The 16,124-nt window shown below is 41.5% G+C and carries 23 protein-coding genes; all 23 read right to left on the reverse strand.

Annotation, left to right across the window (positions count from 1 at the left end; genetic code table 11):
* Positions 1-37 precede the first annotated feature (37 nt).
* The 23 genes from ACM44_RS12805 to ACM44_RS12905 all read right to left on the reverse strand — a co-directional run bounded on the left by ACM44_RS12805 (position 38) and on the right by ACM44_RS12905 (position 16,123).
* Positions 38-1,561, reverse strand: coding sequence for a hypothetical protein (locus ACM44_RS12805; protein ID WP_048500448.1), 1,524 nt, complete (start codon positions 1,559-1,561; stop codon positions 38-40).
* 180 nt (positions 1,562-1,741) lie between these two features.
* Positions 1,742-2,566 (reverse strand): S1 family peptidase, encoded by an 825-nt coding sequence (locus ACM44_RS12810; protein WP_048500449.1) that lies wholly within the window; start codon positions 2,564-2,566, stop codon positions 1,742-1,744.
* A 228-nt stretch (positions 2,567-2,794) separates the two neighbouring features.
* The gene (locus ACM44_RS15785; RefSeq protein ID WP_316932557.1) at positions 2,795-3,037 is read right to left on the reverse strand and encodes a thymidylate synthase; all 243 of its coding nucleotides are present in this window, start codon (positions 3,035-3,037) and stop codon (positions 2,795-2,797) included.
* Positions 3,009-3,317 (reverse strand): hypothetical protein, encoded by a 309-nt coding sequence (locus ACM44_RS15790; RefSeq protein ID WP_241477186.1) that lies wholly within the window; start codon positions 3,315-3,317, stop codon positions 3,009-3,011. The genes ACM44_RS15785 and ACM44_RS15790 overlap by 29 nt, the downstream gene beginning before the upstream one ends.
* A 157-nt stretch (positions 3,318-3,474) precedes the next feature.
* The gene (locus tag ACM44_RS12820; RefSeq protein WP_048500450.1) at positions 3,475-3,915 is read right to left on the reverse strand and encodes a M15 family metallopeptidase; all 441 of its coding nucleotides are present in this window, start codon (positions 3,913-3,915) and stop codon (positions 3,475-3,477) included.
* On the reverse strand, positions 3,912-4,526 hold the full coding sequence (locus ACM44_RS12825) for a hypothetical protein (protein ID WP_152669362.1): 615 nt from the start codon (positions 4,524-4,526) through the stop codon (positions 3,912-3,914). Before ACM44_RS12825 ends, ACM44_RS12820 begins: the two co-directional genes overlap by 4 nt.
* Before the next feature lie 19 nt (positions 4,527-4,545).
* Positions 4,546-6,120 carry a hypothetical protein gene (locus ACM44_RS12830; protein WP_048500452.1) on the reverse strand — a complete coding sequence of 525 codons (1,575 nt, stop codon included), beginning with the start codon at positions 6,118-6,120 and terminating at the stop codon, positions 4,546-4,548.
* An 11-nt stretch (positions 6,121-6,131) separates the two neighbouring features.
* On the reverse strand, positions 6,132-6,929 hold the full coding sequence (locus ACM44_RS12835) for a hypothetical protein (RefSeq protein ID WP_048500453.1): 798 nt from the start codon (positions 6,927-6,929) through the stop codon (positions 6,132-6,134).
* Positions 6,929-7,390: a hypothetical protein gene (locus ACM44_RS12840; RefSeq protein ID WP_048500454.1), complete on the reverse strand. Its 462-nt coding sequence runs from the start codon at positions 7,388-7,390 to the stop codon at positions 6,929-6,931. The genes ACM44_RS12835 and ACM44_RS12840 overlap by 1 nt, the downstream gene beginning before the upstream one ends.
* 1 nt (position 7,391) lies before the next feature.
* A complete protein-coding gene (locus ACM44_RS12845; RefSeq protein ID WP_048500455.1) occupies positions 7,392-8,267 on the reverse strand; it encodes a hypothetical protein in 876 nt (291 codons plus the stop codon).
* A gap of 1 nt (position 8,268) precedes the next feature.
* Positions 8,269-8,562 carry a hypothetical protein gene (locus tag ACM44_RS12850; protein ID WP_048500456.1) on the reverse strand — a complete coding sequence of 98 codons (294 nt, stop codon included), beginning with the start codon at positions 8,560-8,562 and terminating at the stop codon, positions 8,269-8,271.
* The gene (locus tag ACM44_RS12855; RefSeq protein WP_048500457.1) at positions 8,546-8,887 is read right to left on the reverse strand and encodes a hypothetical protein; all 342 of its coding nucleotides are present in this window, start codon (positions 8,885-8,887) and stop codon (positions 8,546-8,548) included. The genes ACM44_RS12850 and ACM44_RS12855 overlap by 17 nt, the downstream gene beginning before the upstream one ends.
* The gene (locus ACM44_RS12860; protein WP_048500458.1) at positions 8,884-9,099 is read right to left on the reverse strand and encodes a hypothetical protein; all 216 of its coding nucleotides are present in this window, start codon (positions 9,097-9,099) and stop codon (positions 8,884-8,886) included. Before ACM44_RS12860 ends, ACM44_RS12855 begins: the two co-directional genes overlap by 4 nt.
* Positions 9,096-9,599: a hypothetical protein gene (locus tag ACM44_RS12865; RefSeq protein WP_048500459.1), complete on the reverse strand. Its 504-nt coding sequence runs from the start codon at positions 9,597-9,599 to the stop codon at positions 9,096-9,098. The genes ACM44_RS12860 and ACM44_RS12865 overlap by 4 nt, the downstream gene beginning before the upstream one ends.
* Positions 9,599-10,651, reverse strand: a complete 1,053-nt coding sequence (locus tag ACM44_RS12870) for a hypothetical protein (protein ID WP_048500460.1) — start codon at positions 10,649-10,651, stop codon at positions 9,599-9,601. The genes ACM44_RS12865 and ACM44_RS12870 overlap by 1 nt, the downstream gene beginning before the upstream one ends.
* Positions 10,652-11,368, reverse strand: coding sequence for a DUF6046 domain-containing protein (locus ACM44_RS12875; RefSeq protein ID WP_048500461.1), 717 nt, complete (start codon positions 11,366-11,368; stop codon positions 10,652-10,654). It lies immediately after the preceding gene.
* Positions 11,368-13,314 (reverse strand): phage tail tape measure protein, encoded by a 1,947-nt coding sequence (locus ACM44_RS14885; RefSeq protein ID WP_083993733.1) that lies wholly within the window; start codon positions 13,312-13,314, stop codon positions 11,368-11,370. Before ACM44_RS14885 ends, ACM44_RS12875 begins: the two co-directional genes overlap by 1 nt.
* Positions 13,315-13,318: 4 nt before the next feature.
* Positions 13,319-13,468, reverse strand: a complete 150-nt coding sequence (locus ACM44_RS15385) for an RtcB family protein (protein ID WP_160304047.1) — start codon at positions 13,466-13,468, stop codon at positions 13,319-13,321.
* Between the two features lie 11 nt (positions 13,469-13,479).
* Positions 13,480-13,776, reverse strand: coding sequence for a hypothetical protein (locus ACM44_RS12885; RefSeq protein WP_048500462.1), 297 nt, complete (start codon positions 13,774-13,776; stop codon positions 13,480-13,482).
* Between the two features lie 66 nt (positions 13,777-13,842).
* Complete coding sequence (locus ACM44_RS12890) at positions 13,843-14,259, reverse strand: hypothetical protein (protein ID WP_048500463.1); 417 nt, start codon at positions 14,257-14,259, stop codon at positions 13,843-13,845.
* Positions 14,260-14,269: 10 nt separating this feature from the next.
* Complete coding sequence (locus tag ACM44_RS12895) at positions 14,270-15,472, reverse strand: DUF2586 family protein (RefSeq protein WP_048500464.1); 1,203 nt, start codon at positions 15,470-15,472, stop codon at positions 14,270-14,272.
* Complete coding sequence (locus ACM44_RS12900) at positions 15,472-15,789, reverse strand: hypothetical protein (RefSeq protein ID WP_048500465.1); 318 nt, start codon at positions 15,787-15,789, stop codon at positions 15,472-15,474. The genes ACM44_RS12895 and ACM44_RS12900 overlap by 1 nt, the downstream gene beginning before the upstream one ends.
* Positions 15,782-16,123, reverse strand: coding sequence for a hypothetical protein (locus ACM44_RS12905; protein WP_048500466.1), 342 nt, complete (start codon positions 16,121-16,123; stop codon positions 15,782-15,784). Before ACM44_RS12905 ends, ACM44_RS12900 begins: the two co-directional genes overlap by 8 nt.
* Between the last annotated feature and the right edge of the window lies 1 nt (position 16,124).

Here is a 16,124-nt window from a genome sequence, read left to right on the forward strand (position 1 = left end):
TTATTGGAAAATTAGGGTTGTGCAACAGCTACCCTTGTTACAGGCTGCTTTGTTCATTTTCAAAATTGTCAATTAGAGTTTCAGTAGTAATATCGTCTTCATTGGAAATTGCATTTTTTGCATTTTCTAAGGAATAAATTGGTGATTCTCTTACTCCAATTCTTCTTCCTGATTCGTCAAAGTTCCAAAATTCGACTATTTCTATCCCCCTTTTTCGAGGTTCCATAAATAATGAAAAATCCAAAGTGTAGGCTTCATATCTTCCAGGTCTATTTGATGCAGCAGAGGTATCAGGTTCAATAATGTGTAGTAATTTGCCATCCATTAATTGAAGAATGAGCTCGTGCAGATTTATTTCTTTCTGTGCTTCTTCTTGTGCAACCAAAAAACTCGTTCTTTTTTTATCGACTATACAAAACTTTAGAATATCTCTAAAAACTTTTTCTATTGATTGTGCATCTGCACCCACGTCAACTCTTAAATCTTTCAGTTTGTTTTGATAAGAGAAACTACTAGCCGATTTCCAAACATTAGTGGGTGTTATATGGTTTTTGTTTTGTGATATTGCATTTTCTATGGCATCGGCTAAAATAGTCAAGAAATCTCTTGGAACTCCTCCTGAAGCAATTACTAGTTTTTCTAATGCTTGGGGATTGAATAAGTCAATTGCTGGATTATTCAATCCAACTTTTTTACCAAGAGAATTCAGTAGGTTAGAAAGAAATTGGGTTGGTGCTGTTAAGTTTTCTAACGTTCTATCTAAATTAATTGGCTCAATATCTTGGTTTAAAACAACACCAATTGTTTGTTCTTCATTGCGGACTAAAGTTGTGCGGTGTTTTACAGTTCCTATTTTTAAATACATCTCTGTACCTCTTACTAAACGATGAAGATAATCTACAACATCGGGTTGTCTTTCCTTCTTGATTAAATAAAAATCATCTAACAGAATGTAGACAGTTTGTATATTTCTTCTTTTTATTTCTTCTTTTAAAGCGTTCTTATAGTCTGATAAATATCTTTCTAAAGTGTCTAATTTACTTTCTTGAAATTCACTAAGTTTCCCAAGTGAATTAGATTTTCCAAATGAGCCTGAAAAGATTCCTTTTTCTGCTTTTGTTGAATAGTTAGTGGTCTGATTTTCTTCTTGTTTTACTTGTCTATTTTCAGCTTGGTCTAGTAATTTTCGTAGATTTTTAATGCTTTTATTAAGTTTGGACTTAGAATATACAATTTTTTGCCACCAATTTCTCGATGTTACAATTTTTTCCATTATCGACAATAACAACCTCGTTAAGATATCTGGATAACCAAGTCTTTTAATTTCATCAGCTTCAATATAAATTTCTAAAGAATCATTGTCTGAAATTGTGTTTTTAAAATGAACAAGCAGACAAGATTTTCCTGAACCTCTTCTACCAAAAATAATTTGATGCTGTTTTGCTTTTAAGCGTTCAAGGTTGTTAGAAAAATCAATATAGATAGGATTCTGATTAGGTCGAACTCTAAAAGAATCTTTTATAAGGTTTATTAATTCCTTTACTTCAGGACTATTTATCATTGGTTTGTGTATTGTTGTTCGTAAAGTTGCCTGTAACGGTTTTCGGCTTTGCGATGTGGCGGCATTTTAGCACTAAAGTTCAATAGAATTATTGCTGTTGAACCTTGCACAAATGTTTCATAGTAGCACTTCACCCGCCATATTGCAAAACTGATGTTAGCACACGTTGTTCTTCTGTCGTTATTTAAAAAGTTGTTCAAGTTCTAAAATTCTTTCTGCTTTAATTACTACTCCTAAATTGTTTGGTATTCTTGAAAATGCTACTGGTTGTTGAAATGTCGGAACATTAACGACCTTAATTTCTCCTGTCGCAGTGTGTTGGGGTCCAGCATATAAAACACCCATTAATAAAATACGTGGTGAACCCATTATGACACTGCCATTTTTAGTCGTATAACCTGATGAATTGAAAATTAATACTGGCGAACCACTTGAGCCTGGAAAACAAGCAGCATCAATCATAAATTCTTTTTTCCCTTCGTAGTCCAAGCAAGGATGGGTCGCTGTTGAACCACGTCTTAGAATTGGCATATTGTTTACCTTGTCCCAAATACCATTTGGATAACCAATCATTAATATATCTTCTAAGGCATTGAGTTCGTCAAGTTGCTGTTTACTTGGTATTAAATTTTGTTCAAATGTTCGGTAGAATAGTCTTGTTCCTTTACTTTCTGCAAATCTTAGAATTGGTGCAAGAGGTAAAGCACAAAGGTCAACGTCCTTGTCGGGATGTTGTCTAATGAATGTTTGTAAATTCGGAAGTGTTACTGTAAAATGATTTGTATTTACAGGGTCACCATTTTGGTCTGAAGTCGTCATTAAAAATTGTCCAACAGTCATTCCATTAACAACGTGTTTATTGGTCACAACGATTGGAATAGTTTCATTGTCGGAAATTTTGAAACTAAAAAAGAAACCTGTCCCTGTGCTTGTTTGTCCAACGTCATTTTTACACTCTATTCTGACAGTGCAATAACATAATTGTTCTGATATTGATAAGTTCATATTATTATAGTTCGTGTCTTTTTACAATGTGTGCTAACGGAAAAAGTATTGGCGAAGTGCGGGCTTAATTTGAACAAAAGTTCAATTTCAGACCAAACGGAGCCGATGCTTTTATAATCGGCAAATCGAAAAGTAAGCTTTTTCAAAACAAAATGTAAAGAAAAAACACAAATTCAAATTGCAGTCACAAATATAAGCCTTTCACTCGAAAGGCTTTTTAAATAACTTTTAATTCACATTTAAAGCGAATTTAACCGGCTCACCATTCAATAGCTTCAATGTGCTTTCCCGGTTGTTTTCATACACATGCACATTACCTATAAACAGCGAAATACTTTTCAAGGGCAAATCAATCTGCCGGCTGATCAGATATAAGTGATAAATGTCGGCAGGCAGTCCCAAATTAGCGTCAGAGCTCCGTTGGTATGCAGAAACAACCAATTTACATTGATCGATCCGGAAGCTGTTCAAAGTAAGTCGGATAACTGTTCACTAATATGGGGCCACAATAATCCCACCAGGTAATCCCAGCTGCACGATAACGCTCAGTAAGTCGTTCACCGGACTGGAATAACTCCAATTCTGTTTTAAGCTTATTTCGGGCGATTCCGTGCCCTTCAAAGATTTCCAATAAATCACCTGGCTTTAACGTCAGATGCTCATTAAGCAGGTAAGTGATATTTCCCTTCTTGTTTTCCTGCACCTTACCTTTTGTAAGGATTTTTTCTAATGTTTTGTGATACTTATTCATGATTTTTAATATTAGTTCTATATTTGCAAAACCACACCAAACGAAAAAATCCAACAGCTTCCAGAAGACTTTTAAGTCCTCCAGTAGCCGTTGGCTCTCGTTTTAATTGGTGTGGTAACTTTTTAAAAGCTGGAGGATGTTTTATCCTCCACTGGTTCTATCCCAGTTGAAAATGCGGCGGATCATAAGGTGATTTCCAATCACCACCCCAAACTATTTTTATACCCATATCTTTTGCTGTTTTTTTAATATGTGCAGCAATATCCTTCAGCCTTGCAATAGTATCTTTATGATTTACCTGTACTTTGCCCTCAAAGAACGGATACAGGTCCACAGCTTGTCCTAATCCATCTTTGCGCCCATCGGCTTCATCCTGATGATTACTGAGGTTTTTAACGCCGTTTACGTTCGTCACTTTCACACCCGGTGTGGTTCTGCCCTGAGCAAACAGTTCCTGCTGCCTTTTAGTAGTCCGTAATCCTTCTGTAATTGTGAAATCCACAGGACTGTTGACAATTGCCGCCTTCATCACCTTCACCAGATCCGGATGAACTCCCTGAAGGTTCGCCAGGCTTCGCTGGCCTAATTGATATTTCATAGTTTAAATCGGTTTCTAATTAATAATTTACCCGCTTCCCAGAAAACAATCGTCAACACGATGCACCATATGAATGCCGTTAACTGGCTCCTTTCGATGTCTGTTTTAATGTTAGTCGATGTAGATTTCTCAGATTCCTGATATTTCCGGATTTGGTTTTGTGCCGCCGTCAGTTTTGTTTCGATATCTGATTTTTCTGTGGATAAACTTGATAATGCCGTTTTAAGGTTTTTGTTCTCGGCCGTCAATTCTGCAGCCGTGTTAAAATTGACTTCCGTATTATCATTTACCGGTACTTCAGTCTTGTTACCTTGCGCATCCGTGAATTTCAGAAACCGGATATCACCGCCGTCTGCGCATTTGCCGTTGTTTTTTAGCGTTAAATGCTGCGCAATGGACCCAAACAACTTACTGGAATTATAATCCGTTTTTTGGGTGGTTGAATCCATCACTGAAACCACTGCTTTAGTTTCGTTGGAAACCTCGGAAGAAATGGAATTTACTTCATTTTTTTGCGTTTCTGTTTTCGTTTTTTCTTTGGTTTTGTGTTTTTGCGTAGTGCAGGCTGCAACCAGTGATAGCATTAATAAAATGGTTATTAGTTTTTTCATGGGAAAATTATTTAAATACCTACTCCAATATCTCAGGCAGCGATGGAGCGTAAGCGTAAAGAGCGTGTATGAAAATATCCACATCGCCGCCTAAGTCATCATTATAGATGGCGTCAATTCGCAACATTCCGGGCTCATAAGGGGATAACGAATATTGCAATTTTGCTTCCGACCGAATCTCCTCACTTACACCTATATGACCCATATTGCTGAACACACTCACTGAGATGGGTATGTTACCTATCGGCATATCCGCGGACGTGCCAAGAACATTAATCTTCTTCGAAAAAATTGGTAGTTCATGAACACCAAATCTATCCCGATATTCATACACGCCGCCAGTTGGCGTTTCGCCCTCACGGAAATTGGTGGCCAATTCGGTCAGTGGCTTCTTACCAATAAGATTACCAGAACCTATCGTTACCACGTTGTCCTGGTTGGCTGTTTCCGGCGTGTAATGCAGCTTCATTTTCACGGACTGCGTCAAGGTGGTCGCACCTGCTGAAATTTGGGTGGCACCTACTGAAATGGTATTGCTCGTTAGATTAAAACGAAGAATGTCACATCCGCGATCCTCGGTAGCAGGGAGACCACGACGCTCAGCTGCATCGTACGCACCGTAACGGATGGTGTAGATGTTTGAATCGTTGAATTTGTGCGTGATCCGTTGGTTTGATGCGCCGAACAATTTCAATGATTCGTGGTCAAGCAGCGAGCTGGATGTGGCGGATATTGATTTGAAGCCATCTGCCTTTACCTCTCCGCCAACTGATAGTTTATCGTCGCCTGGTTGGTGGTCAAATCCGTAGTTTTCTGATTCCAGATCACGATTAAGACCGTCAGCAGTATCAGTGCCAGTGTATCTACCAGCAAAATTGATGTAATTATTACTCCTAACAGCAATACTATATTCAGTTGACAAATCCATTAAGCCATATTCTTCAGCATTTGGTCCTCTCGTTAATGAAATAGAGCTATCTTGAATACCATAAATGCCGGTAAATGCATTATCTATATTGCTAAAAAATTTAGGACCGGTGATTCCCTCTATGCCAGTAATATGAACCAGATTGCTTTCATCTACTCCAGAACAAACCTCCACAAAGACTGATCCGCTCCACCTAAAGCACTTATTCGTATTCAAATCAACGTAAATTTTACCCTTTTCCCCATCGATCAGGCTATTATCTTCATCAAAAAATTGACCGCTGTTCAGATAACCCTCCAACACATCATCTACATAAGAAGGTAGTTGGCTTTCCGGTATTTTTCCGGTATCGTTTAAGGTTGCCACGCCATTGTGCGCGGCTTTCTCGCTGGCATAGATGTAAGTTCCTGCCGGTTCTATGCCAATCGCATCGCGCCAGTAGGTGGCGTATGCCGCTACATTGGATGCATTAGCATTAGCTTTGCCGGCAAGTTGTGCGACATCTGCTTTTTGGCTCAAAGTCTGCGGAAGTCCTGTGATCTGGTTTTGCGGGATGCTTTCGTCTTTATGCCAGAAACTATCGAGCCAATTCCAGAAATGTTCCTGCGGAGGCTTTGCGCCATTAACGAACCAGTTTTTTATAATGTTAATTGTTGTCTTTGCCATATTTTTTTTAATTAAAATCCTACAAAACGGATAAATTTCACGATTCTCGATGGCTGGATATTGCTGTGAGACTGATCATTTCCAAAAGAAATTTTAACTTTTCGGTGGTTAAAAGTAGAAGTAGAGCCTGCCACGAGTGCTGGAGCAGCATCGATGTAACTGATAATACCTGTTCCCACTTCCGAAGCACTGGCAAGAGTCTGGAATACCCCTTCCAATTTTGGCAGCTGAGCATTCGTTAAAGTAACATGTGCAGTTCCGATCGCGGCATCTAACGCACCAAAATTAGCATCGCCAGTCAAATGACCTGCCGGAACCTTTCCTTTCAAATCATCATGCTCAATCCAACCTTCAGGGATTTCATCAGCAGGTCTCCCCCAAATAGCAACCAAACCAATCGGCACGGCTTTTTCAAGTTGAGTCAAACGATCTTCAAGTGCGAAAAGCGTCATCGGTCTTCTGAAATCTTCCCAAGGAAAAACTTCAGGACCATCACCAAAGGTGGCATAACGGGTATAAATAACAGGCTTCACAGAACCGTCCTCGAATCCTCGCGAATCTGCATTTTCGACAATGATAACATTAGTGGTTTGCGTAGTTCCAACGAATGGAAGCAGCTCACCGTTTATCACCACAAAACCGTTGGTCACGGTTCCGCCCGCTGCAGGTTCGCATCCAGTAATAATTACCAGGTTATTCCCGGCTAAATATCCAAGCTGGTTAAAATCATTGTAAGCTTTTTGCGCGGCATCCAGGATCTGTGTAGATAAGGGAAATCCGCCTGTCTGGTTATAGTCTATTCTGTTCATTATTCTATGATTATCTTGTTTCGTTTTGAAGCCAGGCGATAAAAATCAATCAGCGCCTTCATCTCATAATTATTGTAAATTAATCCTGCAGGAACAACCACAATAAAGTCCACACCGGTATCTTCGTAATCTGAATCATCGTAGAGGTAGATCGTTCCGAGAAACTTCGGTTTCTCCTCGGCATCGGTGTAGATATATTTTCTCTTGAAGCTGTTTCCGTCATCAATCCGGATCCTGCGCAGTTCATTATCAAATCTATCATTTAGCGCACCACGCAGATAGCATTTTTGGCTGTTATGTGCGAGGTTGTAAATATTTTGTCGCCGATACTGCAGCCAGTCATAATGAATACTTTCAATAGCTGATGTAAACAGTAATACCCACGACTTAACCGCGTTCCCGCGTAAAAATGGCGGAATCAGTGATAAGGCTAATATTTTCCAGTTGAGTGAAAACCACATGTTAATTGGCGATATATTCGATGTTTGTAAAATTCTCAATCTTGAAATATCCGGACGTCGGAATCTTTTTCACGGCAATATTCTCAAAGGCTCCATAAGTGGTTCCGGTACTGTCGATCCAACTGGATGCAGCGTTAACAAGGTGCGGAATATCTACACCTTCAGTTTGCTGAAGCTTGTCAATCAACGCCGAGAGAATCAATTCACCGTTAAATGGCAGTTCCTTCATGAATGCTTTCAGCGCATCTTCCACAGGTTTTTTCCCGGTAAGAATCGAAACGCCGTTACTGGTCAACACCAATGGATTGTAATACACTTTGATGTTAAGCCGCAAAATATCCGGTAAATAGTTAATTACCGTCACTTTCACGCCTGCATCCCGGATCTCATCGATATAGGTATCGAAGCTTTCTTTCTGTGGCGCTGAAATCGGCGCAAGTTCACCATTGCCATCTTCCGTCGCGATCTTCACAATTAATCGGCTTTCGGTGGAAGCTTCCGTAACTGCAGAATATTTGATGATTTTGGAATTCGCAATTTGTTCCTGGCTGAATCCTTCATTTACAAAAACATCGGTATCCGGATAAAGATCAAATCCAAATTGAAAATCCAGTGCTTTTTGCCGGTACCATCGAGCGGTGTGAGGTTTCAAAACCTTCAGGATCCCGGTCACTTCAGATTTGTGGTTGTCAAACAGTTTTTCGAGGGTCCAAAAAAGAAACACGAAAATGTCGATCAAAATGTTTTCGAAGGACACAATTGAAAACTGGTCTTCAAATGTGCTGTCAGGATCCAAACCGTACCTGGTCACCAAATTTTCATCGGCCAAAAATCGGTCGGTGAAACTTTTCTTTATTTCTGTAATTGTTCTGGCCATTTTAGCTGACTCTAAAGTTTTTATTAATAATCCAATATCCAATGCCTTCGAGCTCTTCCATAGCATCATCTGAATGTTGTTCCAGTGCGGTTGCCGGTTGCTTCTTTCTGAATATGTTTACTGCATCCTGTCTGATAACCGCGGATGCCTTTATTTCTTCACCAATAGCCAAAGGCGTGGTGATTCCACGATTATTCAGGATCGCCATTTCCAGAACCGCCTCATAACTTCCGATGAGCTGACAAACCATATCAATGAAGTTCTGTCCTTGCTGTGTATTACTCGTATTCTGCATCAATGCTGAATTTTTGAAGGTTATACAAATCGAGATGCTTAATATTAATTCCGTCAGTTGCAAATTGCTGTTTTATGGCATGCCGGTATTTTAACAGATCTTCATCTAAAAGTGCGGATCTCAATCCTACACCAAGTGTTAAATTTGCTTTTAAATCACCTGGTTCCGCGATCATGATCGACGCCATATTCTGTTCCAGCGTAGCACCGATGACCATACCGCTCACAATCTTCCCGAAAGCATCTTTCACCACCTGAACTTTCAGATCGTACACAGAGCTGTCTGCGCTGTCCTGGTATTGTATGCCGGTTGCTTTACTTTTCATTCCAATTGCCCGTTAAATGTTCCGGTTACAGCGCCGTTTGGCGCTATTAAGCCGCTCGTATATTTTATGGTCGCCTTTTTCAACCAAACTTCCATCGCATCGATCAGGCGGTTTGCAAACTCTTCGGTGGAAGTTTCTTCACGCGTCAGCATGTCTTCCAGTATTTGTTTTACCGCGGTTTTTGCTGCAGCTTTTTCGGTGGCTAAACTCATTTTAAAATCGTTTTAAAATCGGTTTCAAACTGAATAATCTTTGCAATAGTATCGGGCAATGGTGTTCCCGATGGTCCAACAGGCGTGAAGACTTTCAGCGTTTTCAGAATGTCAGTCAATTGGCTGAACAGATCTTTCAAACTGGTTTGCTCATTCTGAACTTTTATTTTTTTTGTCTCGCTGTCGATTTCGACTTCAAGACCGTTTTCATTAAAGATTATTTTTTCGGCAACATCACATTTGATCACGGTCATATTTCCGATGGTTCCATCCGTGCTCAGCATCAAAACGGTGCTGCCAATTTTCGGAATGATTAACAAATTATCTTCACCATCCTGCGTCGCTTTCAGCAGAACCCCGGGAATTTCTAAACCACCCGGAAGCAAAACAGAACAGGTGTCATCATCCACCTCCGTCACCTTTCCCGTAATAGGCAAGTTAGGGTTGGCCGCTACAATCTTTCGTAGATTATCTTTCAATTGTGCATATTTATCTTTCACTACTTGCTCAATTTTATAGATGGCCTTATTGTTCGTTTTCCACCGGCTTCACTGAAATTCACAGTAACGCTTTCGGTATAATATTTACCATCCTTATACGGGTAATCGTCATCGTAAATTCCAATTGTATAGGATGGCTCCACGTATGGAATTAACCAGGCGTCAAATGTTCCTTCGTAACCTGGTGCCATTTTATTTTTATACTCAGTGTCCGCGATTATTTTAACCGCAGCTGCTGACATTCTTCCCACTTTTTTGGTGATCTTTTCGCCGCCGGCTTGACCAACGGTCTTGCTTATTACTTCACCGGAGACTCCAACACTTTCCACAGTTACTTCCACTTTGCGGTCTTCAGCAGATTTGTATTCCAGCGAACTAGTTTCAATGTTATGCTGCATACTGTAATCAGCTTCACCGCCTTTCCGCGTGTAAGCCGGATATATACACAGCGTCTTCGTTTTCATGTCAAAGAAAATGTCCGCACCTGTTTCCTCCTGGATCTTCGCGAGAACATCGTATCCGGTCGCCTGATAAATGGTGAATCGCTCGTAAGGAATATCATATTTGCAATCGAGTTTATAACTCTTATCAATCTGGCTAATGACATATTGCGCAACCTCCTTCACAGATGTTAATTTTCCGACCGCTGGAGGTTCTTCGGTAGATTCGCCTTCATCGCCGTCATCTTTTGATTTCTTTTTCTTCATTTTTTTGACGCCAAAAAAACGATCTGCAATTCCTTTGCGGAAAAGAAACAAAGCATCTTCGCAAAGAATTTGTAAAGCGCTGTCGTTCGTGGTGATCTCCTTAACATAGCCGATAAATTCGGTTACCAGATTATCATCGTAACCAAGATCTATCGTAATTTCATCACCGCGGCCAATAGAATCCTGCACTTTCAGCACTTTATTCATGTCCGCTTCTGGCAGAACCACGGTTGCTGTATCCGCGAGATTTGAAACCGATTTTTCGATGATACATTCCGCCAGAATTCCAAGCTTCCAGTTTCCCTGCTTGTTTTTAAAATTGATATTCCAGTTGAGTTGATACATTTATCTTTCGATTTCAGATGTGATTTCACCTACATCTAAGGTTACTTTTTTGCGCTTATAAATCAGATTATATGGGAAATCTGACACTGCCTTTATTTCGTAAGCCTGAACGTTTTCACCTTTTGTAAAAGGAAAATTGACTGACTCAATCACTATTTTATTGATATTCAAAATCTGCAGCGGCTCACACAGTACCTCTATTGCTTCCGCTGTCAGCAAGTAATCTCTCAATCTCTCCATCTCGTAGCGTGGGTAAGTCTGCGCGTGCTTTCCCAAGAGTTTGTCCCCATAAAATGCACCGGTAATGGTTATATTATAATCATCGGTGGACCATCTTTCTTTAATGCTACCGATCAAGTTTTTACCTGCTTTTGCGATCCTTCGTTTTGCGATTATATTACCACCTTCTATATTGATCATCGGCTCCCATGGTAATAAGAACCAGTTCTCATCTTTTGAGCTTCTGAAACTGAAAGGGAAAAACTGATTATCTTCAGATATTTGTTTATCGTTTTTCCATAAAAGTTCTTCACTTAATTCCTCATCATAATTTACCTCTCCAACATTTACCGGTTGGTTCATTATTGGAAGAAACCGGATAGGCGGAAGCACATGCTTTACGATTTCATTTTCTACAGCGGCAAACCGTGGAATCTGTTCAACCACTTTACTTCCCATCAGAGAAGAAATCAATATGTCTTGATCTGTTAATGCCATTATCCCGCTGCTGTTGTGGCTGATGCCGTTGCTCTTAATATTTCGTCCATGATCTCTTCACCGGCTTTCTTCACCGCTGCACCTGCAGATCCTGCATATTCTTTAATTCCGATTAGTTCGCGGATATTTAATGTCACGTAATTATGTTTGGTTCCGCTCGTAGCGATGCTTTCAGAGGTTTTTTTCCCGCTTTCTTTGGCGTCTTTTCCGCCGCCACCTGGTCCGCCGTTTGCGTTAGGATCTGTTCCCGGAATTGTGACGGGTGCCACAATACCGCTATTTACATCTGCAGCTTTTTTTCCGTGCAGTTTGGTATAGGCGTCGCTGGCAGATTGTCCGGCATTCATCGCACCGCTCCAACCATTTCCTATTTGGGAAATTGCAGAACTCGCAGATCCGGCACCGGTCAGATCAAAAACCGCTTGCTTGCCTGTGTCCCAGGCTTCTTGCCAGTCGCCTTTAAAAAATGACAGCAATGCGCTGCCAATACCGGTGATGCCGGCAAGGAGTTCCTTAAATCGGTTAATCACGTAATCTTTGATCACGGTGCCGAAAAGCTTTAATGCTTCCCAGCCTTTGAAAACCACTTTCCGGAATCCTTCAAACTTATTCCAACATGTAACGACCACGGCAATTAAGGCAACAATGCCGGCAACAATCCACAGAGCGGGAAAAGCAAGCATTGATGAATTCCATAGCCATTGCCCGGCGGTGACTACTTTGGTCCAAACGGCAGATACTTTTTGCGTGTCTGTAAGAAATGATAACGCGGACCCAACACCACTATAAATCGGAGCCAGGTTTGCCAAATCGCGTGCGGTATCACCCACAACTGATGCGTAACCCATCCAACCGTTGGTCGCGTTAAAAAGTGTAATTTTCAGATCATCCACAGATGCTTTCAGCCTGGCGTTTTTTTCCGCCGGACTTTCCATGATGATAGCCGCCTGGTCATAAGCTTCGGTAGTGCCTTTTACCGCAGAGGTTAAACGGTCGATCTCTCCAGTCTGCCCAATCAGTGCCATTGCAGCATTCGCGTTTTCTTTGCCAAACATGGCTGAAAGAAGCGCAGAATCATTAAGCAATGGTTTCAAATTGCTAAGTCGCTGCGTCAATGTGAGAGATGGGTCATTCAGTTTATTGATGTTGATACCCATCTTTTTAAACTCTTCCTGCACTTTTTTTGGCAAAAATCTACCCTGTCCAAGTGTGGCCAGAACGTTACGCAACGCCACACCGCCTTCACTTCCTTTTTTACCGGCTTTATCCAGAACCTGAATTGCGGCATTGGTTTCCTCAAATGCCACATTAGCGGATTTCGCCGCCATACCGGACTGTTGCAGTGCTTCTTTAATCTGTGGGAGTTCGGCGGCACCTTCACCCGCCGCGGCTGCCATTACGTTCATCATGGCCGCCATTACTTTTGATGCTTCGGTGGGATCTTCCAGGGAAATCCCGTACTGGTTCATTGCCGTGGTTAACACATCAGCTGCAGCAGTGGTATCACCCCCCATTAACTTTGATGTGTACTGGATGGTTTCACCCATGCTTTTCAGCGCGGTAGGAACTTTGGCGATTTCCGGACTTAACTGGCCAAGTACAAGCTTATAAGATTCTGCTCCTTCAGCAGCAGATCCGCCAAATGTCTTAGCAGCTTCACGCGCATATCCTTCAATTTCTTTCAACTTATCACCAGCAACACCTGTCATTGCGGACAAATCGTGCATGGATGTGGAAAGATTCATTCCGGGACCGTTCAGGGAATTGATCCCATCGGCCACGCGGTTGATATTGTCGATGACAGCATTCAGTTTGATGGCAGATAACTGTCGGTTAATCGACTGTACCATGTTAGTCGTTGACCGCTGAATATTATTGACAGATGCAAGGACTTTATTCTGTCCCTGCATTTGCACAATAATATTATATAGTAAGTCGTTGGTCATGGTTTTAGTTTCCGGTCTCTAATTTTCTAATGTGTTTCAGTTCGGCAACTCTCGCTGCCCATTCTTGGTCACTTAGCAGGTCAGGATCTGGAAGATGAAAATAATACCTAAGTTGGGCATTCATCACACGTATCCAATCTTTGTCTGGATCCACTTCCGCCTGCTTTAGATAAAAACCAGCTGTGACTCTTGAATATTGATAAGTTGGGTGATTTGCGAGGAGACAGACATGAATAAACCGATGTCGGTCAATATCTCTTCATCTCCACCGAGCCATGACTGTTTTAAAATGATCTCGTTAAAAGCCAGGGGATCTTTCGCTCCTGCTGTAGTAGCATAACCGAGTGTCTGGCGTGTTGGTTTTTTTACGTATCCCGTTTTACCGCCGACAGTGATTTTGGCGATTTCGCCATGTTCTGCTTTCCAGGCATCTATTTGCTTCTGGGTAATTTCTTTTGACATTGTTGTGATTGTTTTGTTTGGTTTGGTTTTTAGAAAAACAGGCAACCGGAATTGCCTGTTTATTAATTAAATTTGGTTTCTGATTCGCAACGCGATGAACGGTAAGGTGATCTCCGCAAATTTGTCGCCTTGGTTTAATTCTTTGGGGGCTTCTGTGAAGCGCAAAGACTCAATTCTATCGATTAGCATCGCATCTCCATCCAATGGATTACCATAGCAGCAAAGCGCATCGAGCGATAAGCTAAGGATTGATCCGTTTCCGGCTTGCACCAAAGCTTCGTACTCAGATTGCAACATCTTGATTTCGCCTTCGTAGGCAAGGTTTCCGGATTGAATGCTTACCGGGTTTCTGCCCTTTGCATATACCGCCTCTCTCTCGATCTTTTCTGAGTACTTTAATCCGCGAAATCGGGCTAAGTCTCTACCTGCGAGAATAAGGGTAAGATCTGCCCATTCGTATTCTCTATCGTTTATAATTGCCATATTTTAGTAATTAAGAATTAAGTTCAAATCCAAGCACTACATCAATCCAGCGATTATAACCGAAAGGTCTAATCTTCACCACAACTTCAATTCGTGAACTGGTCACAATGTTCTGCATTGGGTCAACAAAACATTTCACGCCAGTATCATTAATTGAGTTTTCGTCACGGCTCAGGTCAGAAGCCATATTGTTATAGATCTTCCTTTCGACAGCCGATTCCATGGTTTTAGCATAAGTGGCGACAATAGTTCCATTGGCGTTTGTCGGAACTTCATCCAGCAGGAAATCAAGAAGCGCGTCATAACATAAGCGGAATGCTTCGTTAATGGTTCTGCGTCTGCTCAGGTAGTGGTAATCATCATCCGGATCACAGGCCAACGGATCATCCATTACGAAATATCCTGCACGGCTCTGGTGAGTCGTGAATGTGATATAACCTTTGTCGTACAAAGCTTCACAGTCGTAATTTTCGACCGGCGTATCATTAATGAAAAGCTTCGGAGCTTTCAATGCACCATTGATTACTTTCCCGGCATTAACTTTCGCCGGATATGCTGCCAAACGACCGGCTAAAACACCAACCGCTGCACCTTTACTGGATGTGATTCCGGTTAATGGTTCAGTATCTCCGATCAGGATCCCCACAGCATTATGACTTAATGTGCTGAGATCGGTAAGCGCTGTTTTCACGCCGCTGAAAGCATAACCTTCTAATATGGTGAAGTAAGGCGCGTACTTTTGGGCGGTATAGTTCTCAAACAAAGTCTGAGCTTTACCCGCCGCGATCAGAACATCATCATCCATTCCGGCGGTAACCGTTGGGGCGACAGATGAATCGTTCACAGTGAATATTCCTCTGATTTTTCCATTAGCGGAATTCAAAAGATGTTCAACCGGGGCAATTCCTGCAACCGGGGTAAACCATTCCGAAACTTTTTTCGTTTTCGAGATCCCGTAGATCCAAACTTCAGAACCTGCGCCAGCTTCAGCGTAGAATTCATCCAGGGCTTTGAAAAGACGGTGATTGTCGATGCTGTCAACCAGCTTCAGATCTGCCACGTCTTTCATGGATTTAACCTGGTAAGCGGTATCGAGTTGAAAACCACCTACAACGGCTACAGCGGACGCTACGATGCCGAAACATCCTGTATCTAATGGCGTCACCGCTCCGATGACGCCATTATTAAATGATATTGATAGCTTTGGTTTCATTAATCTTTAGGAGTTTCAAGTTCTGCGATTCTTTTGATCAAAGCTTTAACCACCGATTTGCGCGGATCGTCACTGTTTTCAGCTTCCAGATATTCCTTTGCAGTTTGCAAATCCATTTCAGGAATTTTTGCAATGATTTCTTTTGCCGTTTCTTTGGTAGCTTCAATTTCTTGATCTCTGTAAACAGTAGCGACCGATTTATCCTCCAGGGATCTTGCATGATTTTTGGCCAGATCTTCTTTGTAGAATCTTTGGCCGTCGGAAGTCTCGAAATATTCCTGCAGATCCGGGGTATCTTTAAAAATGTCTTTACTCATTGGTAAGTATTTTTCCGTTTAATTGTTTGTATTTCTTTAGCTCTTCGATCAGAGCGCGGTTTTCATCGGCCAAAAGATTGAATTTAATTTCAAGCGAATGAAGATCTTGAATGGCCTGTCTGTACAGTTTATTCATGGTATTAGCTTCTTCTGTAGCGGTCTTCCACCGATTGGCTATATCCTCCATTTGCTCCCGGTAGAACTTTACGGCCTTTTCGACATTGTCCAGCTCATTGCTTTGAACGTCTGCGAGGTTTTTCCGTCTTGCCGCAAACCAGGAAACAACCGAAGTGATGATGCCTACTAAAGCCGTTAGTACTACCTCTATATTCACA

It is taken from the genome of Chryseobacterium koreense CCUG 49689, assembly GCF_001045435.1.
GTDB classification, from domain to species: domain Bacteria; phylum Bacteroidota; class Bacteroidia; order Flavobacteriales; family Weeksellaceae; genus Kaistella; species Kaistella koreensis.